The sequence below is a fragment of the Streptomyces cylindrosporus genome (assembly GCF_022698165.1).
GTDB classification, from domain to species: Bacteria; Actinomycetota; Actinomycetes; order Streptomycetales; family Streptomycetaceae; genus Streptomyces; species Streptomyces cylindrosporus.
The window spans coordinates 308,181-329,528 of the sequence record NZ_JALDAY010000002.1; the positions used below are offsets into that span (position 1 = coordinate 308,181).

At 69.5% G+C, this 21,348-nt stretch carries 18 protein-coding genes and 1 pseudogene; 8 read left to right on the forward strand and 11 right to left on the reverse strand.

The genetic code is table 11. The features are described 5' to 3' along the window. Positions 1-32: 32 nt before the first annotated feature. Genes MQP27_RS06490 through MQP27_RS06505 form a run of 4 tightly spaced genes read right to left on the reverse strand, consistent with a single transcriptional unit; the run spans position 33 to position 4,871 of the window. Positions 33-776 (reverse strand): ABC transporter ATP-binding protein, encoded by a 744-nt coding sequence (locus MQP27_RS06490; RefSeq protein ID WP_242762144.1) that lies wholly within the window; start codon positions 774-776, stop codon positions 33-35. Further along, complete coding sequence (locus MQP27_RS06495) at positions 773-1,543, reverse strand: ABC transporter ATP-binding protein (RefSeq protein WP_242762145.1); 771 nt, start codon at positions 1,541-1,543, stop codon at positions 773-775. Before MQP27_RS06495 ends, MQP27_RS06490 begins: the two co-directional genes overlap by 4 nt. Continuing rightward, positions 1,543-3,573, reverse strand: coding sequence for an ABC transporter permease (locus MQP27_RS06500; protein ID WP_242762150.1), 2,031 nt, complete (start codon positions 3,571-3,573; stop codon positions 1,543-1,545). The genes MQP27_RS06495 and MQP27_RS06500 overlap by 1 nt, the downstream gene beginning before the upstream one ends. 29 nt (positions 3,574-3,602) lie before the next feature. Next, entirely contained in the window at positions 3,603-4,871 is a 1,269-nt protein-coding gene (locus MQP27_RS06505) for an ABC transporter substrate-binding protein (protein ID WP_242762152.1), read from the reverse strand. A gap of 313 nt (positions 4,872-5,184) precedes the next feature. On the opposite strand from MQP27_RS06505, the gene MQP27_RS06510 reads away from it, so the two are divergent. Continuing rightward, on the forward strand, positions 5,185-6,459 hold the full coding sequence (locus MQP27_RS06510; protein WP_242762154.1) for an ROK family protein: 1,275 nt from the start codon (positions 5,185-5,187) through the stop codon (positions 6,457-6,459). A 38-nt stretch (positions 6,460-6,497) separates the two neighbouring features. Beyond that, on the forward strand, positions 6,498-7,640 hold the full coding sequence (locus MQP27_RS06515; RefSeq protein ID WP_242762156.1) for a Gfo/Idh/MocA family protein: 1,143 nt from the start codon (positions 6,498-6,500) through the stop codon (positions 7,638-7,640). Here MQP27_RS06515 and MQP27_RS06520 read toward each other — a convergent pair. From MQP27_RS06520 to MQP27_RS06530, 3 genes are all read right to left on the reverse strand, one after another. Beyond that, positions 7,633-7,890, reverse strand: coding sequence for a hypothetical protein (locus tag MQP27_RS06520; RefSeq protein WP_242762158.1), 258 nt, complete (start codon positions 7,888-7,890; stop codon positions 7,633-7,635). The two genes, MQP27_RS06515 and MQP27_RS06520, sit on opposite strands and share 8 nt — an antisense overlap. A gap of 93 nt (positions 7,891-7,983) precedes the next feature. Continuing rightward, on the reverse strand, positions 7,984-9,198 hold the full coding sequence (locus MQP27_RS06525; RefSeq protein WP_242762160.1) for a GDSL-type esterase/lipase family protein: 1,215 nt from the start codon (positions 9,196-9,198) through the stop codon (positions 7,984-7,986). Positions 9,199-9,239: 41 nt separating this feature from the next. Continuing rightward, positions 9,240-10,382, reverse strand: a complete 1,143-nt coding sequence (locus MQP27_RS06530; RefSeq protein ID WP_242762161.1) for an FAD-dependent oxidoreductase — start codon at positions 10,380-10,382, stop codon at positions 9,240-9,242. Positions 10,383-10,492: 110 nt separating this feature from the next. On the opposite strand from MQP27_RS06530, the gene MQP27_RS06535 reads away from it, so the two are divergent. Next, positions 10,493-11,179 (forward strand): TetR/AcrR family transcriptional regulator, encoded by a 687-nt coding sequence (locus MQP27_RS06535; protein WP_242762162.1) that lies wholly within the window; start codon positions 10,493-10,495, stop codon positions 11,177-11,179. A 310-nt stretch (positions 11,180-11,489) separates the two neighbouring features. Here the strand turns inward: MQP27_RS06535 and MQP27_RS06540 are convergent, their stop codons facing one another. Further along, the gene (locus MQP27_RS06540; RefSeq protein ID WP_242762163.1) at positions 11,490-12,158 is read right to left on the reverse strand and encodes a TetR/AcrR family transcriptional regulator; all 669 of its coding nucleotides are present in this window, start codon (positions 12,156-12,158) and stop codon (positions 11,490-11,492) included. Positions 12,159-12,292: 134 nt separating this feature from the next. Here MQP27_RS06540 and MQP27_RS06545 point away from each other — a divergent pair, with 134 nt between their 5' ends. Beyond that, positions 12,293-13,474, forward strand: coding sequence for an amidohydrolase family protein (locus MQP27_RS06545; RefSeq protein WP_242762164.1), 1,182 nt, complete (start codon positions 12,293-12,295; stop codon positions 13,472-13,474). 103 nt (positions 13,475-13,577) lie between these two features. On the opposite strand, the gene MQP27_RS06550 is transcribed toward MQP27_RS06545, so the two are convergent. The 3 genes from MQP27_RS06550 to mhpA are packed head-to-tail and all read right to left on the reverse strand — an operon-like array spanning position 13,578 to position 17,043. Then, positions 13,578-14,582 carry a VOC family protein gene (locus tag MQP27_RS06550; protein WP_242762165.1) on the reverse strand — a complete coding sequence of 335 codons (1,005 nt, stop codon included), beginning with the start codon at positions 14,580-14,582 and terminating at the stop codon, positions 13,578-13,580. Beyond that, positions 14,579-15,442, reverse strand: coding sequence for an alpha/beta fold hydrolase (locus MQP27_RS06555; RefSeq protein WP_242762166.1), 864 nt, complete (start codon positions 15,440-15,442; stop codon positions 14,579-14,581). The genes MQP27_RS06550 and MQP27_RS06555 overlap by 4 nt, the downstream gene beginning before the upstream one ends. Positions 15,443-15,453: 11 nt before the next feature. Further along, complete coding sequence (gene mhpA / locus MQP27_RS06560) at positions 15,454-17,043, reverse strand: bifunctional 3-(3-hydroxy-phenyl)propionate/3-hydroxycinnamic acid hydroxylase MhpA (RefSeq protein WP_242762167.1); 1,590 nt, start codon at positions 17,041-17,043, stop codon at positions 15,454-15,456. A 122-nt stretch (positions 17,044-17,165) separates the two neighbouring features. Between mhpA and MQP27_RS06565 the strand changes: the two genes are divergently transcribed. The 4 genes and pseudogenes from MQP27_RS06565 to MQP27_RS06580 all read left to right on the forward strand — a co-directional run. Next, positions 17,166-17,798 carry a TetR/AcrR family transcriptional regulator gene (locus MQP27_RS06565; protein ID WP_242762169.1) on the forward strand — a complete coding sequence of 211 codons (633 nt, stop codon included), beginning with the start codon at positions 17,166-17,168 and terminating at the stop codon, positions 17,796-17,798. Between the two features lie 2 nt (positions 17,799-17,800). Then, positions 17,801-18,583, forward strand: coding sequence for a 2-keto-4-pentenoate hydratase (locus MQP27_RS06570; protein ID WP_278195818.1), 783 nt, complete (start codon positions 17,801-17,803; stop codon positions 18,581-18,583). A 170-nt stretch (positions 18,584-18,753) separates the two neighbouring features. Continuing rightward, a complete protein-coding gene (locus MQP27_RS06575; RefSeq protein WP_242762173.1) occupies positions 18,754-19,794 on the forward strand; it encodes an amidohydrolase family protein in 1,041 nt (346 codons plus the stop codon). Positions 19,795-19,965: 171 nt separating this feature from the next. Further along, positions 19,966-21,129: pseudogene (locus MQP27_RS06580) on the forward strand (MFS transporter); the annotation flags it as partial. Positions 21,130-21,348: the final 219 nt, after the last annotated feature.

Here is a 21,348-nt window from a genome sequence, read left to right on the forward strand (position 1 = left end):
ACGACGGGCCCGTGCGCCGGTCGGTCGCCGGTCTATCCGGCAGCCGCCGACCGCTTTCCGCTCTGCGGCCCCTCGCCGAGGTAACTGGACATGATCAGTTGGCGGTCCGCCCTCATGGCCTCCGCGGACTCCTCCAGCACGAGGTCGCCGTGCGACAGCACCAGCCCGCGGTCGCCGATTTCCAGGGCGAGGTGGATGTGCTGTTCGACCAGCAGGACGCCGGCCTGGGAGTCGGTCGCGTAGCGGCGGACCACCGGCAGCAACTGCTCGACGATGACCGGTGCCAACCCCAGGCTGAGCTCGTCCACGATGAGCACCGAGGGCCGGCGCGCCAGCGCCCGGGCCAGGCCGAGCATCTGCTGTTCACCGCCTGACAACAGCCCTGCACGGCGGTGGCGCAGCGGTTCGAGCGCGGGGAAGTACGCGAAGGCCGTGCCCAGGTCCAGTGACTTCCCCCCGTCGCCGAGCCGGAAGTGCTCCTCGACGCTGAGGCCATGGAAGATGCCCCGCCGGTCGGACATGTGGACGAGCCCTTTGCGGGCGACAGCCTGCGGTTTCAGAGACGTGATGTCCTCGTCGCGGAAGCGGATGGTACCGGCCATGGCGGGCTGCAGGCGGGAGATCGCCCGAAGCGTCGTCGACTTGCCGGCCCCGTTGGGGCCCAGCAGGGCCACCACCTCTCCGGCGCCGACCGTCAGGGAGAGGCCACGGACGACCGGCATACCGAAGTAGCCGGCGGCGAGTGCGTCGACCTGGAGCAGGGGCTGCGCTGTCATGTCATGACTCCGGTGTCCTGGGAGGTGCCGCTCTGGCCGAGGTAGGCGTCGACGACGCGCGGATCGTTGCGGATCTCGTCGGGGGTGCCGACGGCGAGGACCTTGCCGAACTCCAGGACGACGATGCGGTCGCACACCCCCATGACCAGCCCCATGTCGTGGTCCACGAGGAGCATGCCGATGCCCTGGGTGACCATGGTGCGCAGGTGCTCGCCGAGGGTCCGGCTCTCGTCGGTGTCCAGGCCGGCGGCCGGCTCGTCCAGCAGCACCACGTCGGGCGAGCAGGCGAGGGCCCGGCCCACGTCGACGAGCTTGCGCTGGCCCTGGGTCAACTCGTCGGTGGCGCAGTCGGCGAGGGCCTCCAGGTCGAGGAGTTCGAGTGCCATCGAGACGGCGGGGGGCTCGCTCGTCCCGACGCCGACCACATCCCGCAGGGCGTGCAGAAGGCCTGGCGGCGAAGCCGCGACGGCCAGGTTCTCGCGCACGGTCAGGTCGTCGTACAGTTCGGCCTGCTGCCATGTGCGAGCCAGGCCCAGTCGGGAGCGTTTGGCGGCGCCGAGCCGGCTCAGCTCCGTGTCGCCGAGTCGCACGGTGCCCGACGCGGGGGTGAAGCCGGTGGCCGCGTCGATGAAGGTGGTCTTGCCGGCCCCGTTGGGACCTATGAGTCCGACCAGTTCTCCGGGAGCGATGGACACAGACGCGTCGGTGAGGGCGGCCACGCCCCCGTATCGGACGCTGAGTGAATCGATGGTCAGGGTCTCGGCCATCACTTTCCTCCGACCTTGGCCATGGACATGGCGGCAGCCGTGGTCGCAGTCGCGGGTGCGTCGTCGTCAGATCGGCGCAGGAGGCGTCGGACGAAGGTGAACTTCGGCGGTGGCTGCAAGGCGATGCCACTTCCGTTCATGATCAGCGTGACGACGAGGAGGACGCCCGCGATGAGCAGTTGGTAGTTGGTGGGCAGTCCCAGGTAGCTGTCGAGGATGTGGCTGGCGATGCCCTCGGTGACCATGAACCCGGCGATCAGCGCGCCCTTGACGGTGGTGATGCCGCCGATGTACGCGAAGGCGATCAGGGCGAAGGTGTTGACGATGTCGAACCGCGAAGGGTCGACCGAGCCGAAGTTGTACGCGTACAGCACGCCCGCGATCCCGACGATGAAGGCGGAGAGAGCGAACGCGGTGAGCTTGACGGTGCGGGTCGAGATGCCGACCGCCGCTGCCGCCCGTTCGTTGGAGCGCACCGCCAGCATGCGCTTGCCCAGGCTGCTGCGGCGGACGCCCACGACCAGGCTCACGACCGCGAGCAGAAGGATCAGGCAGACGAACCCGAACAAGGGGCTGGGCTGGTCGGCGTCGTTGATGGGGAACGAGCCCGTCGGGCCGAGATTGACGCCGAACAGGGTCGGGGCGGCGACCGGAGAGCCGTTGCCTCCCGCGCCCCAGGAGGGGTTGTTGAAGCCGAAGGCCTGGACGGCCACCGCGGCGGCCATCGTGAGGACAGCCAACTGGACTCCGCGCACTCGCAGGGCCGGGATGCCGATGAGGACACCGAGAGCCGTTGCGGCCAGCACGCCCAGCACAGGGCCGAAGGGGAAACCGATGCCGGCGTTGATGGCCAGCTTGGAGACGGTCAGGCCTGCCACGCCCGCGAACGCGTACTGCGCCAGGGACATCTGGCCCACGAATCCGGTGAGCACCACCAGGGAGAGGCAGGCGATGGCACCGATCATGGTGTTGGTCAGGGCCTGGCGCATGTCGTAGGGGAAGGTGAGCAGCGCGAGCACGCACAGCCCGGTGAGGACGACGGCGGGCCGGACGACCCGCTTCGGCGCGGGGGCGGGTGGCAGTCGCGGCTCGACATAGGCGCCGCGCACCGGGAGCGACTTCCCGCGCCAGATCAGCGCGGCAACGATGACCAGGAAGTAGACGACGTCGGTGAGGCCGACGACGGCGGTTCCGTCGGCGGTGGGGAACCACGGCTGGGTCTGGCAGTAGGTCGTCACGGCGCGCAGTACGCCCATGCCGATTCCGGCCAGGGCGGCGATCGGGAACGACGTGAAGCGGGCGATCAGGGCGGCGCCGAGCGCGGGGACCACGGCGATGGTCAGGGTGTTCGGATCGAGCTGGGTCATCGGCGCGACGAGGATGCCCAGGGCTCCGCAGACGGTCGCGGCCAGGAAGCTGTTGGCCATCGAGAGCTTCTGCGGCGACAGGCCGGTCAGCAGGGCCTCCGCCTCGTTCTCCTGGGCGGCGCGGGTGGCGAGCCCGAAGCGGGAGCGACGGTAGACGGCGGCGAGGAGTACGGCGGCGAGCAGCACGATGCCGACGAGTTCGAGCCGGTTGACGGGCACGGTTCCGCCCAGGACGTGCAGGGCTGTGGTGTCCAGGACGTCGCTCGCGCTCTGGCCTTGGCCGCCGAAGCGCAGCACGATGACCGCCTGAATGGTCATCAGGACGCCGACTCCGGCCACGAGTTTGGCCAGCGGTGACTGCCGGCGCAGGGGGCGGAAGACGGCGAAGTCGATGAGCAGCCCGAGCGCGCCGGTGGCCGCGACCGCGACGACGAAGGCCACGGGCAGCGGAAGCGGTCCGCCGATGTCCGGGTAGAGCAGGGGCAGCAGTAGGTGTCCCTCGCGCAGCCCGTAGTAGAAGTAGGCGCCGAACATGGCCATGGCTCCGGCGGAGACGTTGATGGCTCCGGAGCCCCGGTAGGTGAGGACCAGGCCGAGGGCGATGCCGGCGATCAGGGCGCCGGGTCCCAGTCCGAGCAGGACGAAAAGGAGCAGCTGTTCCACGGTGGGATTCCTTACGCGTCGTCGCGGTGTTACTTGGGCGCGTTGATCCAGGTCCCGGAGGCCTTCCAGGTGCCGCTGCCCTCGTACTGGTAGAAGCGCACGGCCAGGGATCCGATGGTGGGGTTGTGGGGCACGGAGCCGAAGTCGAGGGTCGGTGAGCCGAGCAGCACCGGTCCGGTGTAGTTGCGGGCCGCCGCCTTGACGGACTTGGCGTTGATCTCGCCGTAGCCCACCTTGTTGAGGATCGTGGCGGCGGAGAAGACCGAGGAGAACCCGTAGGGGGCGTTGATGCCCAGCTCGGCGTTCTTCGGCGCGTAGGCAGCCATGACAGCGCGGTAGAGGTCGGTCTGCTTGGTCGGATCGTCGACCAGCAGGCTGAGTGTGGAGCTGCTGTAGATCCACTTCGGGTAGTCGCCGAGGGCACTCTTGATCTGGTCGGTGGCGCAGAGGTTGGAGACGACGGCGGGGGTCGTCAGGCTCATCTGCTGGTACGCCTTGGCCAGGGCGGTGCATCCGGTCGTGGTGACGACGATGGGGACGACGGCGTCGGCGCTCTGCGCGCCCGCGGCGGTGAGCGGAGAGATCAGGTCGGTGCTGGTGGCCGGGAAGGTCGCGTAGGTGACCTTGATGCCCCGCGACTCGAGGTCGGTCTTGAAGATCTTCGCGATGGCCAGGTCTCCGGCGTTGTCATTGGAGACGATCGCGACCTTCTTGGCCTTGAGAGTGTTCTTCAGGTACGGGCCGACGCCGTTGAGCGACGCAAGTGCGCTGGCGTTGGTGGCATAGCTGTTGGCGGCGACGGTGTCCGGTCCCGGGTTCGCCTGCCCGATCAGGACGGGCTTCTCGCCGGCGATGGTGCGGTGCAGGGACTGAGTGCCGACGTTGAGCCCGCCCTGCAGGATCAGGCTGATCGAACGGTCGGCGAGCAGGCGCTGGGCGCACACCTGCCCCTGCTCCTCCGAACTGACGATGTAACAGGTCTTCAGCTTGATCGGGTGTCCGTCGATGCCCCCGAGGTTGGCGTTGATGTAGTCCGCGGCGGCCTGAGCCGCGACGGTGAACTCGGGATTGGACACGGCGCCACCCTGCTGGTTGACCAGCCCGATCGTCACCGGCGTGCCCTTGGCCTTGGTGCCGCTCTTCCCGCCGCTGAACGTCGCGCCGAGAGCGGAGTCGATCTTCTTCGGTGCGCCCGTCGTCGACGCACCAGAGGAGTCCGCCGCGCTGTTCGCGCATGCGCCCAGAGTGATGGCGCAGGTCAGGCCTATAGCGGCGGAGCTGAGGCGTCGAGTCGTCATTGATCTCACAGGTACTCCTCTGGGACGGGCGGCGTTCGCTCCGCCTGAGCGATGGAGCGAGGCGTTTTCGGGCGGGGGTTGGCCGGCGGAATGGACCGGCGGCGTCGGCGCTTTCCCGCCGGGCTACCGCCTGCTGCCGAACGGCGGGGCAATGGATGCCGTCGGCGACCCACTTCAGTTTTGGGACTGTCCGAAGAGTCGGTTACTGAGTTAACCTCTCGCCAGATTGCGGCAAAGTTAAGTCTGACTGCGACGTAAGTCAACAGTCTGAACCGCATCAACCAGCCACAGGAGAAGAAGGGGGAAAGGGCCCATGTCCGCCCTGCCTGACCCGCCCGGCACCGACCACGACGCTCTCGTCGGGACCCTGCTCCAACTGGTCCGCTCCGAGCCGACCAGCACCCGCGCCTCCCTCACCGAGCGCAGTGGGATGGGCCGGACCATCGTCACGCAGCGGGTCAACGAGCTGATCGAGACCGGCCTGCTCGCTGAGACCGGCCGCGGGAAATCCACCGGAGGCCGCGCCCCTCGCGAAGTGCGCTTCAGACGGGAGGCCGCGTGCGTCGTGGGTGTGGAAGTGGGGGCCTCCAGCATCGACGTGGCCCTGACGGACCTGGCAGGGCGTCCCCTCGGCTGTCACGAGCAGTCCTGGGACGTCGCGCGTGGACCGGACGCCACCCTCGACCAGATCGACGTGATCATCGATCGCCTGCGCACTGCACACCAGCCCCGAGCGGTCCCCCTGGTGGGCATCGGTGTGGGTCTTCCCGGCCCGGTGGAGTTCGCTACCGGTACGCCCGTGGCCCCGCCGATCATGCCCGGCTGGGACGGATACCCCGTAAGAGATCACCTCGCCGCCCGTCATGGCGTCGGCGTGTGGGTGGACAACGACGTCAATGTCATGGCCTTGGGCGAACTACGGGCGGGAACCGCGGTCGGCGTACGGGACTTCCTCTACGTCAAGGTCGGCACGGGCATCGGCGCAGGGCTGGTGTCCGACGGGCGCCTGCACCGGGGCACGGGGGGCTGCGCCGGGGACATCGGACACATCGCGGTGGTCGGTGGCGCGCCTCAGCCCTGCAGGTGCGGCAAGCGAGGGTGCCTGGAGGCCCTGGCCGGCGGCGCCGCCCTGGCCAGGGACGCCCTCGCCTGCGCCGAGAACGGGAGCAGCCCCTACCTCTCGGCACGGCTCGGAGACGACCGGCCGGCGCTCATGGCGTCCGATGTGGCGGCCGGGGCTCGCTCGGGAGACCACACCTGCGCCGACCTGCTCAAGCAGGCAGGCGAGCAGATCGGCCGAACCCTTGCCGGACTCATCAACTTCTTCAATCCCTCACTGGTCGTCATCGGGGGCGGCGTCGCCCTCTCCGGAGACCTCCTGCTCGCCTCCATCCGGCACTCCGTCTACGCGCTGTCCCTGCCCTTGGCCACCCGCACGCTGCGCGTCGAGATGTCGGCGCTCAGCAGTCAGGCGGGCATGGTCGGCGCGGCCTTCACGGCCATAGACGAGTTGCTCGCACCCCGGCAGCTGCCCGGATGGACGCACAGACTCTGCCGCGATCCCCTGCCGCAGGCCGCGACGGCCTGATCCAGCCCCCTCTCCTCCCACCACACCAAGGACCGCCCATGCTCCGACCGCTCAAGGCAGGTTTCATCGGTACCGGTTTCATCGGTTCCGTCCACGCCCGCGCCGCACTCCAAGCCGGCGCGCGCCTCGCCGGGGTGGTGTCCTCGACTCCCGAGCGATCGCAGGCCGCCGCCCAAGCCCTGGGCGCCGCACGCGCCTACGCATCGGCCGAGGATCTCATCGACGACGACGGTGTCGACGTCGTGCACATCTGCACCCCGAACCATCTGCACGCTCCGCTCGCGGTCCGAGCCCTGGCGGCGGGCAAGCACGTCATCTGCGAGAAGCCCCTCGCCCTGACCTCCGCGGAGGCGGCCGGCCTCGTAGAGGCGGCGAACAGCTCCGGACGTATTGCGACGGTTCCCTTCGTCTACCGCTACTACCCCCTTGTCAGGGAGGCCCGGGAGCGCCTGCACAGCGGGAAGGCCGGTCGGCTCAGGCTGATGCACGGCAGCTACCTGCAGGACTGGCTACTGCGGGAGGACGACGACAACTGGCGCGTCGACGCGGCTTTGGGCGGTGCGTCCCGGGCCTTCGCCGACATCGGCTCTCACTGGTGCGACCTGGCCCAGTTCATCTCCCAGCAGAGCATCGTCCGCGTGAGCGCGCGCAAGCTCATCGCCGTCCCCCGGCGTCATCGGGGCGATGGCGCTTCCTCCTTCACCGGCGCCGCCACGGCGGGCGGGACCTCGCTCGTGGACACCGAGGACGCCGTGCTCGTCCACTTCGAGACGGCGGAAGGCGTGCTCGGCTCGGTCACCGTCAGCCAAGTCTCCCCCGGGCGCAAGAACCGGCTGTGGATCGAACTGGACGCCAGCGACGAGTCCTTGGTCTTCAACCAGGAAGAGCCCGAGACTCTGTGGTGCGGCCGCCGGGAGTCGGCCACTGTCCTGCGACGGGACCCTGCTCAGCTGACCGCGGCCGGCGGCCGGATGGCAACGCTCCCCGCCGGTCACCCGGAAGGGTACGCATCCTGCTTCGAGGCCTTCGTCGGGGACACCTATGCGGCGATCCACACCGGGGAGGTCCCTGAGGGCCTGCCGACCTTCGCCGACGGGCTGGCGGCCGCCTCGATCACGGACGCGGTGCTTGCCTCCGCCGACAGCGGACAGTGGATCGACGTCGACCGGCACATCAATTGATCGTCGACCGCTCGTGCGCGACGGCACCGGCCGGGGTGTTGGTGCCGTCGAGCAGGTGCATCACCTGGCGGCCACTACAAACGCTCCCGAAACCCACTGTCCGCTCAGTAGCTCCGTGCACACACGCGACCTTCGCCACCACAAGGTCGATGCCGCCGCCGACGACGCTCCGCCGCACGCCCAACCTGGCACCGGCGCCGAGAACGGCGTCGATCGCGTTGTAGCGGTCGATGGCGCCCTCGCCAGGCAACTCGCCCTGGTGGCAGGAGTGCCGGACATCGCGAAGCGCGTCCCGCTGTCGATGTGGTGGACCATGGGGCCGGTGCCCCTGACGGCCTGGCCTTCAGGGGTTCGCCGGTTGGAGCGGCAACCGGGCCAGGGCTTCTGCCATCACCTGGGCGAGTCGCTTGGACCCGTTGACGTTGGGGTGGGTGTGGTCGGGGGCTGCATATCCGTCTTGGAGGCGGGAAGGGTCGGCTTGGGAGCGGAGCGCTGTGTCGAAGTCGACGAACTCATGCCCAGAGGTGCGGATCCAATCGTTGACGGCGAGGCGGAAGTCCTCGCGGCCGGGCTCGCCTGCGACCTGCGGGTCGAGCGGGGTGACGGTGGCGAGAACCACGGTGAGCCCTTCCTTCCGGGCCCGTTCCACGAGCTCTCGGTAGCCGTCGATCAGCTGAGCGACCGTCGGCATCTCGTCCAGCGACGTGATCCCGCCGGGAAGACCCCAGTCGTTGCTGTTGTAAGCAATCACCAGGTGCGTAACGCCGTGGGTCGCCAGTACGTCCTCGTCGAACCGGGACAACCCGGCCCGGCCCCACGACGGAGTCTGTCGCGGCGCGTCCAAGCGGATCCGGTTTCCGGCGATGCCACGGTTGACGATGGCGATCTTGGCGTCGGCTGGCAGCAGGGCGGCGGTGTACTGCGGCCATCCCATCGCGGTGCTGGAGCTCCCAAGGCAGACGACCACCGCCTTCGCGTCGGCTCCGGCGACCTCGACGGTGCGCAGGAACGGGCCTCCCGCCGGCAGCGACCAGCCGGTCCCGTCAGGCTCGGGGGTGGTGCCGGTATCGGTGGCGGGGAACTCACGCGATGCGTCGACCAACGCCGACGCCGACCCGTCAAGCGGGAACTCGGGTGACCCCGCGAAGTCTCCGGGAAGTGACCGGTCGAAGGTGAATCCGTTCGCTGTCGCATAGGGGGTGGGGTCGGGCAGATACACATCTACGACGACCTGGTCACCGTGGCTGACAGCCAGGTGCGCGGGGTCGCTCCAGCGCGACTCGCCGACCGCGATCTCGGTTGAGGGCTGCCCATCGAAGGAGACCTCGGCGAACTGGCCGCCGATGCCGATCGCGCACCGTCCGATCCGCACGGACTCGTCTGCGAAGCGGTTGCTCAGTTCCACTCGTACCTGACTGCCGCCGATGCTCGCCGGCACCGTCATACGGACAGTGACATCGTCGAACGGCGGCTCGTCGTCCTCACCGCGACAGTCCGTCACGGCCTGGGTCCAGGTCGGCGCCCAGCCCATGGCGTCCTCGGTCTCGTGCGCACTCACGCTGATCTCACCTTCTCTGCTGAGGATCTCGGGCGTTGCTGTCACTCGGCCTGGTCGGCAGAAGTGAACAGGTCGATGAATCCAAACGGCGTGCTCGGGCCAAGCAAGAGCTCCAGCATCCCGTGCGCCTGGGCGTAGAACGGCTCGGTGCGCGCGAACAGGGCCTGCTCGTAGGCGGTCAGAGCCGCCTCGAAGTCGCCTGGACAGGCGGCGATGGCCGTGCCCAGTTCCGCGCCGTCGAGCATCGCCAGGTTCGCGCCGTCACCGGACGGCGGCATGAGGTGAGCGGCGTCGCCCAGGAGTGTGACCCCGGGGACGCGCTCCCACCGGTGCCCGTCGGGGAGTGTGTGAATCATGCGCGCGGCCGGCGCGGTCTCGCCGTCGGTGATCAGCGCGGTCAGCTCCGGCGCCCACCCGTCGAACTCTGCCGCGACGCGGGAGGTCGCGGAGGCGGCGTCGGTGAAGTCGATACCGGCGATCCACTCGGCGGAGCGGTTCAGCTCGACATAGGTGTGCAGGATGTTCCCTGCCTCGCGGTGCGCGGCGATTCCCGCGCCCGGTGTCAGCGCGAACATCGCGCCGGCTCCGACCGCCTCGGCCGTCGCGGAGTGCCGCTCGTCAGCGTCGTAGAGACAGGTCTCGATGAAGGTGGTGCCGGTGTACCGGGGTATGGCGTCGGACAGCAGCGGCCGGATCTTCGACCAGGCGCCGTCCGCACCGACCAGGAGCGCGCTGGTCGCGGTCGCGCCGTCGGCGAATGTCAGCTCGTGTCGACCCTCACCCAGCGGCCGGAGACCGGTGACCTTGCGCTCCCACTGGACCGTCTGGTCGGGGAGGGAGTCGAGCAAGATGCGGCGCAGGTCTCCGCGGAGCACTTCGGGGCGCCGCCCCGCGCCGTCATCGGGCTGGTCGAACAGCACCTTGCCGTACTGGTCGAGGATGCGCATCGCCTCGGCGCCCTCGTGGACGATCGAGTGGAACTCCTCGGTGAGGCGCGCGGCGGCCAGCGCGCGCTGCCCGTCCTCCTCGTGAATGTCGAGCTGGCCGCCCTGCGTGCGGGACGCGGCAGAGGGATCGGCCTCGTAGACCGTCGCAGCGATGCCGTGAACGTGCAGCACCCGGGCGAGGGTCAGGCCGCCGAGGCCGGCGCCGACGATGGCAATCGGGTGGTGGACGGTGTTCATGGGCTTCCTCATTCCCGTACGGCGCAGCACCGGGCCCGACTCCGGCCCCTTATGGACCGTCGTTCCATAATGAGTATGGAACGTGGTTCCAGACGTGTCAAAATGAGGCCATGCCACGGACGCGAGGAAGAGCACCCGCTGGAGGGCGCGCCGACGCCCTCTCACAGGAGGTCGTCGTCGGCGCGGCCATTGCCCTGCTGGATGAGCTCGGTGAGCGAGGGCTCACCTTCCGACTGCTGGCCGAACAACTACAGACCGGAACCGGCGCCCTGTACTGGCATGTGTCGAGCAAGGACGAGCTCGTGGCCCTGGCGGCCGATCAGGTGCTCGGCCACGCCGTCGCAGCAGACCTGGACCCCGCACCAAGCGCCGGCACCGCGTTGCACGCGCTCGCCATCGCCGTCTTCGATGCGTTTGACCAGCACCCGTGGGCAGCACCCCACGTGTCCGCGCCGCCCACGCTGCCGAACGCCCTGCGTCTGCTCGACCGCATCGGCACCCTCGTCGCGCGGACCGGACTGCCCGCCGAACAGCGTTTCGCGGTCTCCACGGCGATCTTCTACTACATCACCGGCGTCAGTGCCCAGATAATCGCCCCCCGCGCTCCCCTCAACGCGACCACCGAGCGTGACGCCTACCTCGCCCAGACCGCCGAGCACTGGCAAAACCTCGACCCTGCCGACTACCCCTTCCTGACCCTCATCACCAAGGACCTGCGCCACCACGCAGACCGCGACCAGTTCATCACCGGCCTCGACATACTCTTGCGGGGCCTGAAGACGTCCGCCGACACATAGCGCTTGCGGGCATGTGGCAACCCTGCCTGCCTTCGCCGCCCGCGGCGAAGAGCCTCGCCGTCGCGTGCCTCGGCTTCAGCGTGGCTCTGCCGCTGAGCCTCGATCGCCTCCTCAAGGCCGTGAGCACGAGACAGGTCACGACTCCTGGGTCAGAAGCCACGATGTGGCCTAAGAGCAGCTGCGAGGAATCAGCATCGACAGAGAGTCCGTTTCATCAATGCCACTGTTTGTGGTCAATGCAAGCATCACGGCCCGGAGCATTGGTCACACGGCCGATAAGTGGGTGGCCGTGGAGTGCGGTGGTGCAGTCTCACGGTCGCGGGGCCGGGACTGCGCCGTACGCCGTCGGCAGCGGGCCCGTGGCCAGGGCCCTGGCTTCGTCGTGCGGCAGGCCGAACATGCAAAGGAGGTTCGCCGCAAGTTGGTCCGCGGCAGCGTCGGCGTCCACGCGCGGCTCGGCCTCCAGGAGTTGCATGAGCCCCAGCAGGGCTCCCCCGGCCCCAACCAGTGCCACGTCCACGTCACCGACGCGCAGCCGGCCGGTGACCCTGCCGGCGTTCAGGACGTGCCGGGCCCGCGGGGCCAGACCCTCGGAGGAAAGCAACCGGGACAGTCCCAGGCGCAGCAGGATGCGGACCACCTGGGGTCGGTTGCGCTGGAGACGGCCAGTCAGGCGCACACCGACGGCCAGCATCTCGGCGGGGTCGTCCAGCTTCTCGACCACCGACTCCAGCCAGGCGCTGTGCTGTTCGAGCGTGAGGGACAACGCCGCTTCCAGCACTTCCTCCTTGCCCGCGAAGTGGCCGTAGAAGGTACCGAATCCCACGTCCGCGGCCTCGGTGATTTCCTTGATGGTCATGCCCTCCCGGTGCCGCTCGACCAGCAGGCGCTGCGTCGCCTCGACCAACGCTGTCCGGGTGTGTGCCTTACGGCGGAGCATGCGCCCGGGCCTGCGGGACGAGTCCTCTGGTTCAGCCATAAGAATCACGCCATCCGTCAATAATGATGAATTCGTCAATACCGATGTCGATTGACGCGGACGATCGCCAAGATCGAGGATCACACCCGGGTGGCCGCCTCCCTCCCCACATCCCCCTCCTCCGAGGAGTTGACGTGGCCCAAGAGCCCATGAAGCCCGAAAAGACCCAGATCCGTCGCGCCCCCGCGCACCGCCCGGGCCGACGGGGCGTGCTGAAGGCTGCCGGTGCGGTCGGTGCCGCCGCTGTCGGCAGTGCGACGGTGCTGACGTCACGCGACACGGCGAGCGCTGCCATCGCCTCACTGCCGACCGGCAGCTACCGCATCGACGTGCACTGCCACCTCCTCCCCGACTTCTACCGCGAGTCCCTGGACTCCGCCGGCATCACCGACATCGGAGGCCGCCCGATCCCGGACTGGAGCCCGGAGCTCGCGGTGAACTTCATGAACCGCTACGGCATCCAGACCCAGGTGGTCTCCGTCTCCGAACCGGGCGTCGAGCACCTGACCACCTCCGACGCGCGTCTGGAAATGGCGCGGCGGCTCAACGACTTCATGAGCGAAGACCTCGTGCACACCAACAGCGCCGAACTCGCCAAGCGCTTCGGCGGTTTCGCGGTGCTGCCGCTGTCCGACATCGAGGACTCCGACGACGTACAGAACGCCGTCACCGAGGTCAAGCGGGCGTTGGGCGAGCTGAAGTTGGACGGCATCGGCATCTTCAGCAGCTACCACGGCGTCTACCTGGGCGACCCGCTCCTCGACCCGCTCATGAAGGCACTCGACGACCTGGGCGCGATGGTTTTCATCCACCCGGTCACCCCGCAACACGCCCCGGACCTGGGACTGCCTACCTTCCTCTACGAGTTCACCTTCGACACCACCCGCGCGCTGGTCAACATGCTCTACAAGAACACATACGTGCACTACCCGCGCATCCGCTGGATCGGCGCCCACGCCGGCGGCACCCTGCCGTTCCTGTCGTATCGGACCAGTCTGCTCTACTCCAAGACCGTGGGGCTCGCGCAGACCCTGGGCCTGGACCGACTCGACGACGCCAACGTCCTGTACAGGAAGCTGTTCTTCGACACCGCCCTCTCCCCCGCGCCGCAGTCGATGAAGTCGACCAGGGAACTGGCCGGTGTCGGCCACATCATGTTCGCCTCCGACTGGCCGTTCACCGCCGAGCTGTTCCCCGCCGCAGGCGATCCGGCCCCCCAGCTGGACGAGACCTTCAGCACCGCCGAGCGGCTACGGGTGGAGCGGGGCAACGCGCTCGTCCAACTGCCGCGTGTGGCCGCCCGATTGAAGCGCTGAACCGCGTCGCACGGGACATCGCACTCGGCCCTCGGGCGGGATGTCCCGTGCGCTCAGCGCACGACATTTCGGTGCGGTCGGGCCATCGTGGCGTCATCGCTGCTCAGTCGTCGGGGATGCCCCTGCCGCTCAGCGCCGGCACGGTCGTCTCCGGGCGAGCCAGGGAGCGGGCGCCGAAGCGGAACTGGTCGAGCAGGTCGACGATGGTCTGGCCGACGGGCTTGTGACCCCAGATGCTGATGCCCTGGTGGGTGGTGGGCTCCCAGGTCGACTCGTCGATGACGAGGGGGTTCCAGCCGACCTCCCACTCGAAGCCCGAGGGGGTGCGGGCGTAGTAGGAGAGTTCCTTGTCGTTGGTGTGCTGGCCGACCGACAGGGCCATGTCGAAGCCGAGTTCGTGTACGCGGTCGTAGCTCTGCGCGAGGTCGTCGAGCGACGTGGCCTGGATGTTGAGGTGCTGGACGCGGGTGCGGATCGGGTCGATCGGCAGGCCTCGGACGGCGGCGATCGCTATGGAGTGGTGGCGTTCGTTGACGCGCAGGAAGCGGATCTTGAGCTTGACGCCGCTGATGGTCTCGTCGATGTAGTCCGTGAGGCGGGCGTCGAAGACGGTGTCGAAGTACCCGCGCAGTTGCGCCGGTTTGGCGGAGGTGATCGCGACGTGGCCCATGCCGGCGTCGCCGGTGACCCAGCCGGAGGCCAGCATGTGCAGCGGCTCGGAGGAGACGACCGGGGTGGTGTAGATCTCCTGGGTGATGCCCTTGGGGCCGGGGAAGCGCAGAAGGCGTTCGACGCCGCGCAGGGCGGCCTCCTCGGCGGAGCCCTCGGTACAGGGGGCGCCGTGGGCGCGTACCCGGGCCTCGATCTGTTCGAAGGCGGCGTGGTCGTCGATGTGCCAGCCGGTGGCGACGACGTCCTCGGCGGGGCCGCGCCGGAGCAGGAAGCGGCACTCCTGGTCGTCAAGGCGGAAGCGCATGACGTCACGTGAGATGTCGTCGTGGTGCATGCCGATGGCGTCGGTGCCGAAGCGGCGCCAGTCGGTGAAGCGGTTGGTCTCGATGACGAGGTAACCGAGGTGGACGGCTCCGAACACGGACGCGGTGTTCATCGGCGGCCTGCCAGGAAGTCGGCACACAGCTGGTTGAACAGCTCGGCTCGCTCCCACTGCACCCAGTGTCCGGTGTTGGCGACCTCGTACAGATCGCAGTTGGGCATGCGGTCGGCCAGCATGCGGCCGCCGGAGGGCCGGTTGACCTGGTCGGCCGCGCCCCAGAGGACGAGGGTCGGCACGGGCAGCCGGGACAGTCGCTTGTCGCGCGTGAAGTCCATCTTCCAGACGGTGCGCAGGTCTTTGGGGCGCCGGAGCGGTGGTGCGGCGACCACCTCGGGGTCGATGCTCGCCTCGTAGCGGGCATCGATGACCGAGTCAGGTACCTGGGCGGCGTTGAAGACGAGGTAGTTGCGGATGAACTTCTCCAGCTTCAGCCGCGAAGGGCCGTCCCCGCCGTAGTAGTTGAGCAGGCTGTTCAGACCCGGCGTGGGCAGCGCTCGGGTGGTGCCGATGCCGCCGGGGCCCATGAGCACCATGCGGTCGACCCGCTCCGGCGTGTCCAGGGCGAGGCGCAGAGCGCAGGCACCGCCGTAGGAATTGCCGACGAAGTGGGCCTTTTCCAGGCCGAGTTGGTCGAGCACTCCGCGGATGGAGTCCGCGAGGTGGCCGAACGGGTCGGCTCCGTCGACTCCCTTGCTGCTGCGGCCGTAGCCGGGCAGGTCGGGCACGATGACCCGGTACTCCTTCGCCAACTCCGCGATGTTCCGGGAATAGTTGGAGACGCCGGAGGCACCGGGACCGCCGCCGTGCAGCAGAAGTACGGGCGCCCCCTCCCCCGTCTCCGCCACGAAGATCTTCTTACCGTCGACGTCGAGCAGGCGCTCCCGCATCTCGGGAAGCTCGGTGTGTGCGGTCATGGGGATGGTCCTCACTTCGCAATCAGTCGGGATGCCGGAGCGAACCCGGCGGGCGGGGGCGGGAGTTGGCCTCCGGCGGGGGCGGCGGCGTACACGTAGGCGTCGGGGCGCAGGGCGAGCGTGGTCGCGCGGTGCTCGGTCAGCCAGGGCAGCAACACGCCGTCGCTGTCGACGACCGCGCCCTCGGCGGGCTTCGAGCCCACCGGGAGGACGGCGAGCGACTCGACGCCCAGGTGCTCCCACGCCGGTTGCGCGATGGGGAGTCCGAGGTGCAGCAGCAGCCAGCGACTCCCCAGCACGTCGTCCAGGCGTACCCGTTCACCGTCGGCGGCGGTCACCCACGGCTGGGGTATCTGGCGTCCGGAGGCCTTGGTGCGGGGGCGGGCCTGCAGCCCCTCGGCGTAATGGGCGACGGGAATCCAGTTGGAGTCCTGGAGCCAGGCGCTGAACCCACCCACCCGGTTCAGCACCGGCATCACGGCATCACGGACCCGTGTGACGGCCCGCCGCCGCTCGGTGATGACCCGCCCGACGAAGACGGCCCGCTTGGTGACCTCCTTGACGTGCGGCTTGCGCTCGACCTCGTAGGAGTCGAGCACCGACTCGGGCAGTCGGCCGCGCAGCACCGCGTCCAGTTTCCAGCACAGGTTCGCCGCGTCCCGCACCCCGGCGGCCATGCCCTGCCCGATCCACGGTGGCATGGCGTGCGCGGCGTCACCGGCGAGGAAGACCCGGCCGACCCGGAAACGGGCGGCGAAGCGGACATGGTGGCTGTAGACCGTGGCGCGCAGGATCTTGATCTGGTCCCGGCCGATGCCGTACTTGGCCACCATCGAATAGATGGCGTCATGGGTGACCAGGTACTCCTCGTCATCCCCAGGGAGGATCGGGAACTCCCAGCGGTGGTGCCCGAGCGGCGTCGGACAGTCGACCGCGGGTCGGGCCGGGTCGCAGCGGAAGCGCAGCCGGTCGTGGTCCGGCCACGGTTTCAGCATCTCGGTGTCGATGACGACCCACCGGTCCTCGTACGTCCGCCCCTCGTAGCCCACGTTCAGCTGTGCCCGGGTGAGGCTGGAGCCGCCGTCGGCCGCGATGACGTACTTCGCCCGCAGCCGTCGTACCGCATCGTCGGCACCCACCACGGTCAGTTCGGCACCCTCAGCGTCCTGGCGCAGCCGCAGGCACTCGTGCCGGAGCAGGATCTCCACGTTCGGGTAGCGGTCGACGCCGTCGCGCAGGACCTGCTCCAGGGCCGGCTGGTAGATGAACATCTGCGGCGGATGGCCATGGCCGCGCGGGGTCGGGCACGCGCTGACGAAGGTACGGCCCTTGGCGTCGACGAAGTCGAGCGGCCGGTCGGCCAGCATGTCCTGCTTCAGCCGGTCGGCCAGGCCTATCCGCTGCCAGATCCGGACGACCTCCTCGTCCGTGGAGATCGCCCGGGCCCGGGAGAAGACCTCCGCATCGCGCTCCAGGACGACGACCCTCAGGCCCATCGCCCCCAGCAGATTCGCCGCCGTGACGCCGGTGGGGCCGTACCCGATCACAGCCACGTCGTAGGAGCCTTCCGCGGCTCCGTCTTCGGCGCTGATTTCACTCATCAGGCCACCTCACTGTGTCCCTGTCGACTCTTGGTGTAGCGTTCACTCCAATTGGAATGACCGATACGGTAAGCTCGGCTCGGGAAGCGGTCAAGTGCCGGTGCGACGGGAAGGCGGAGCGCATGACCAGGCCACGGACGACGCGGCAGAAGCGCGCCAACGGGGTGGAGTCGCGGCAGCGCATCCTCGACGCCGCCGTCGAGATCGCGGGCGAGCGCGGATATGACGGCACGTCGATCGCGGCGGTCAGCGCCAAGTGCGGACTGCCCGCCAGCTCGATCTACTGGCACTTCAAGGACAAGGACGATCTGATCGCCGCGGTCATCGAGCGCAGCTTCGAGACCTGGCTCACGGCCGTCGAACTGCCCGGGGAGGAGACCGGCACGCCGGTGGAGCGGGTCACCGCCATGGCCGCCCATGTCGCCAAGTCCCTGGTCGACGCGCCGGACTTCCTGCGCCTGGGTCTGATGCTCGCCCTGGAGCGGCGGCCCACCGAGCCGCGCGGCCGTACCGTCTTCCTCCAGGTCCGCGACATCGCCGGCCAGAAGGTCCGCGAGATGGTCCAGACCCTGTTCCCGGCCCTGGACGAGGAGGCCGTGCGCACCCTCACCACCTACGCCGTGGCGGGCGCCGACGGCCTGTTCGTGCACCGGGAGATCCACGGCGACGCCATCGACCTGGTGGCCCTGTTCGAGCTGCACGCACGGTTCGTCTTCGATGCGGCGAGCCGCCTGACGGAGGTGGGCGGACAGTGACGCTGACCGCCGAGGAGCGAGCCACCGCGGCAGCCATGCTGCGCCGGGCCGAGCATCACGTGACACCCGTCGAGCCGCCGTCGGAGCTGCTGCCGGGCCTGGACCTGGCCGACGCCTACGCGATCCAGCGGGACAACATCGCACTGCGCCTCAAGGACGGGGCGAGCGTCGTCGGTCACAAGGTCGGGCTCACTTCGGCGGCGATGCGGGAGCTGCTCGGCGTGGACGAGCCCGACTTCGGCCACCTGTTGGACGACATGCTCCACCGCGACGGCGCGCCGGTCCTCGCGACCCGCTACTGCGCCCCGCGCGTCGAACCGGAGATCTGCTTCCGGCTCGGCCGACCTCTCAGCGGCCCCGACGTCACCGTCGAGGACGTCCTCGCCGCCACCGAGGCGGTCGCCCCGGCCCTGGAGATCGTCGACAGCAGGATCCGGGACTGGCGCATCACGCTCGCCGACACCGTCGCCGACAATGCCAGCTCCGCCGGACTGGTCCGCGGCCCTTGGACGCCGCTCGCGGACGTTCCCGATCTCGCCGACGTCGGCGTCGATCTCCTCGTCGACGGCGAGCGCGTCGCCCGCGGTCGCGGCAGCGAGGTGCTGGGGCACCCCGCAGCAGCGGTCGCCTGGCTCGCCAACATCCTCGCCACCTTCGGCACCGGGCTGGAGCAGGGCCAGGTGGTGCTGCCCGGCGCCATGACCACCGCACCGTTCGTCAGCGCCGGTCAGCGAGTCGAGGCCCGCTTCGGTGTCCTCGGGCCGGTGTCGGTGACCTTCGTCTGAGCCACCGGAGGGGTAGTTCCCGGACCCTTTGTCGCACCGCGCCCGCCTCCACGCCCTACGGCCGACACCGCCGTTGCCTTCTCACCGAGACCGGCGGACAGCCGGGGCCACGTGGAAGGCGCACGGCATCCACGTCACCTTGCTTCGCCCCTCACCAAGGAAGCCGCCTCATGCCCTCCACCCCGCACCGCATCGACGTCCACCAGCACATCGTCCCCGCCTTCTACCGGGACCTCCTCGCCAAGCGGGGCATCGCCGAGGCCGGTGGCCGGGCGCTGCCGGAGTGGAGTCCCGAGGCGGCACTGGCACTTATGGATCTCCTGGGTACGGCGACGGCGATCGTGTCGGTGTCCACGCCAGGCGCCGGGTTCCTCGACGATCGGGCCGAGGCCACCGCCCTCGCCCGCCGGCTCAACGACTTCTCCGCCGATCTCGCAGCCGGGCACGCGGGCCGGTTCGGCTGGTTCGCCACCCTGCCCATGCCGGAGGCCGAAGCCTCCGCGACCGAGGCCCGGCGGGTGCTCACCGAACTGGGCGCCGACGGGGTCACGCTGCTGGCCAACAACCGGGGCACCTACCTGGGAGCGGAGGGGCAGGACTCGCTGTGGCAGGTCCTCGACGAGCACGCGGCCATCGTGTTCGTACACCCGGCCGACCTTCCCGCGCCGCCGGTCGAGGGCATCCCGCCGTTCGCCGCCGACTTCCTGCTCGACACGACGCGGGCCGCCTACCTCCTCGTACGCAACGGAATCCCGCGCCGCTACCCCCGTATCCGGTTCATCCTGAGCCACGCCGGCGGCTTCGTCCCCTACTCCTCACACCGCATGGCCGTCGCCATCGCGGGCGACACCGGGCGCAGCCCGCTGGACGTCCTGGACGACTTCCGCGCCTTCTACTTCGACACCGCGCTCTCCTCCAGCCCCGCCGCGCTGCCGACGCTGCTGGCCTTCGCCCAGCCCGGACACGTCCTGTTCGGCAGCGACTGGCCCTTCGCCCCCACGCCCGCCGGGCAGTACTTCGCGAACGGCCTCGACAACCACCCGCTCACGCCGGACGCGCTCAAGGCCATGAACCGCGCCAACGCCGAGGCACTCTTCCCCCGCTTCGGCGGGGCCGCCGCGCCCTCCCGGCCCCGGGCACGCCTACGACAGTCCGCGCAGCGAGCCGCCGCGCGCCTCGTCTTCAAGCTCGTGCAGCCGCGTACCGGCTGACACACCTCAAGCTCGCTTCCCACGACTCCGATCGAGGCACGCCCCATGTCCACCGCGCCCGAACCCGAGACGCGCGCACCCGACGCGTCCATCACCCCCGAACCAGAGGCACACACACCCGAAGCGTCCATCGCCACCGGACGGGCCGGACACCGTGGCGTCCTGTTCGCGATGTGCCTGGCGCTCGTCCTGGTCGTCGCGTCCGTCTCCGCACTCAACCTCGCCCTGCCCGACCTCGCTCTCGACCTGTCGGCCTCCAACTCCTCCCTGACCTGGATCGCCGACGCCTACACCGTCGCCCTGGCCGCCCTCGTACTCCCGCTCGGCGCGATCGGCGACCGGGTCGGCCGCCGCAACGTCCTCATCGTCGGCACGTTCGTCTTCGGTGCGGCGTCGTTGGCGGCGTCCTTCGCCGACTCCACCGGCATGCTCATCGCCTGGCGGGTCGTCATGGGCGTCGGCGCCGCGATGATCATGCCGGGCACGCTGTCCACCATCACCGCGGCCTTTCCTCCTCAGCAGCGCACCCGGGGAGTCGCCGTCTGGTCCGGCTTCGCCGCGGCGGGCGCCATCATCGGCATGCTCGCCGCGGGCGCCCTGCTGGAGCAGTTCTCCTGGCGGTCGATCTTCGTGACCAGCGCCGCCGTGGCCCTCGCGGCCGCGATCGCCGCGGGCCTCCTGGCACCCAACACCAGGGACGAGCACCCCGGCCCCCCCGACGTGCCCGGCGCCGTGACCACCGCGCTGGCCATCGGCACCCTCGTGTACGCGATCATCGAGGGTAACGAACAGGGCTGGGGTGAGCCCGTGGTGATCGGCGCCCTCGTCGTCACGGTGGTGTGCTTCGGCGCATACGCCTTCTTCGGCCTGCGTACCGAACACCCGCTGCTGGACCCGGCGCTGTTCGGCATCCCCGGCTTCCGGGCCGGCGCCGTCACGGTCCTCGTGCAGTTCATGGCGGTGTTCGGGTTCTTCTTCGTGGGTCTGCAATATCTCCAACTCGTCCTCGGCTACAGCCCCTTGAAGGCCGCCCTCGCCCTGGTGCCGGTCGCCGTGGTCGTTCTGCCCACTTCCCAAGCCACTCCGCACCTGGTGCGCAAGGCCGGCATGAAAGTCACCATGTCGACCGGACTGCTCCTGCTCGCCGTCGGCCTGTTCGTCATCTCCCGGCTCGACGTCGACTCCGGCTACGGCCCCTTCCTCGGCGGCCTGATCGTGTCCGGCGTCGGCATCGGTCTGAGCGGCGCCGTCGGCACCTCCGCCATCACCGGATCGCTCGCGCGGGGTCAGCAGGGGGTGGCCTCCGCGATGAACGACACCACCCGCGAGGTCGGCTCGGCCGTCGGCATCGCCCTCATGGGCTCGATCTACGGCAGCCACTACCGCTCCAGCCTGCCCGACTCGGTGGACCGACTCCCCCACGACGCCGCCGAGAACGTCAGGGACTCGGCGGCCGGCGGCCTCCATGTCGCCAAACAGCTCGGCACCCAGGGCAAGGCCCTCGCCGACAGCGTCAAGTCCGCCTTCATGGACGGCCTGTCCGCCTCGCTCGTC

Excerpts from the sequence above, each read along its gene's own strand:
- MQP27_RS06540 (WP_242762163.1), bottom strand. The coding sequence starts at position 12,158 with ATGGCTGAACCAGAGGACTCGTCCCGCAGGCCCGGGCGCATGCTCCGC.
- MQP27_RS06505 (WP_242762152.1), bottom strand. The coding sequence starts at position 4,871 with ATGACGACTCGACGCCTCAGCTCCGCCGCTATAGGCCTGACCTGCGCC.
- MQP27_RS06550 (WP_242762165.1), bottom strand. The coding sequence starts at position 14,582 with ATGAACACCGCGTCCGTGTTCGGAGCCGTCCACCTCGGTTACCTCGTC.
- mhpA (WP_242762167.1), bottom strand. The coding sequence starts at position 17,043 with ATGAGTGAAATCAGCGCCGAAGACGGAGCCGCGGAAGGCTCCTACGAC.
- MQP27_RS06565 (WP_242762169.1), top strand. The coding sequence starts at position 17,166 with ATGACCAGGCCACGGACGACGCGGCAGAAGCGCGCCAACGGGGTGGAG.
- MQP27_RS06490 (WP_242762144.1), bottom strand. The coding sequence starts at position 776 with ATGACAGCGCAGCCCCTGCTCCAGGTCGACGCACTCGCCGCCGGCTAC.
- MQP27_RS06495 (WP_242762145.1), bottom strand. The coding sequence starts at position 1,543 with ATGGCCGAGACCCTGACCATCGATTCACTCAGCGTCCGATACGGGGGC.
- MQP27_RS06575 (WP_242762173.1), top strand. The coding sequence starts at position 18,754 with ATGCCCTCCACCCCGCACCGCATCGACGTCCACCAGCACATCGTCCCC.
- MQP27_RS06530 (WP_242762161.1), bottom strand. The coding sequence starts at position 10,382 with ATGAACACCGTCCACCACCCGATTGCCATCGTCGGCGCCGGCCTCGGC.
- MQP27_RS06515 (WP_242762156.1), top strand. The coding sequence starts at position 6,498 with ATGCTCCGACCGCTCAAGGCAGGTTTCATCGGTACCGGTTTCATCGGT.
- MQP27_RS06555 (WP_242762166.1), bottom strand. The coding sequence starts at position 15,442 with ATGACCGCACACACCGAGCTTCCCGAGATGCGGGAGCGCCTGCTCGAC.
- MQP27_RS06510 (WP_242762154.1), top strand. The coding sequence starts at position 5,185 with ATGTCCGCCCTGCCTGACCCGCCCGGCACCGACCACGACGCTCTCGTC.
- MQP27_RS06535 (WP_242762162.1), top strand. The coding sequence starts at position 10,493 with ATGCCACGGACGCGAGGAAGAGCACCCGCTGGAGGGCGCGCCGACGCC.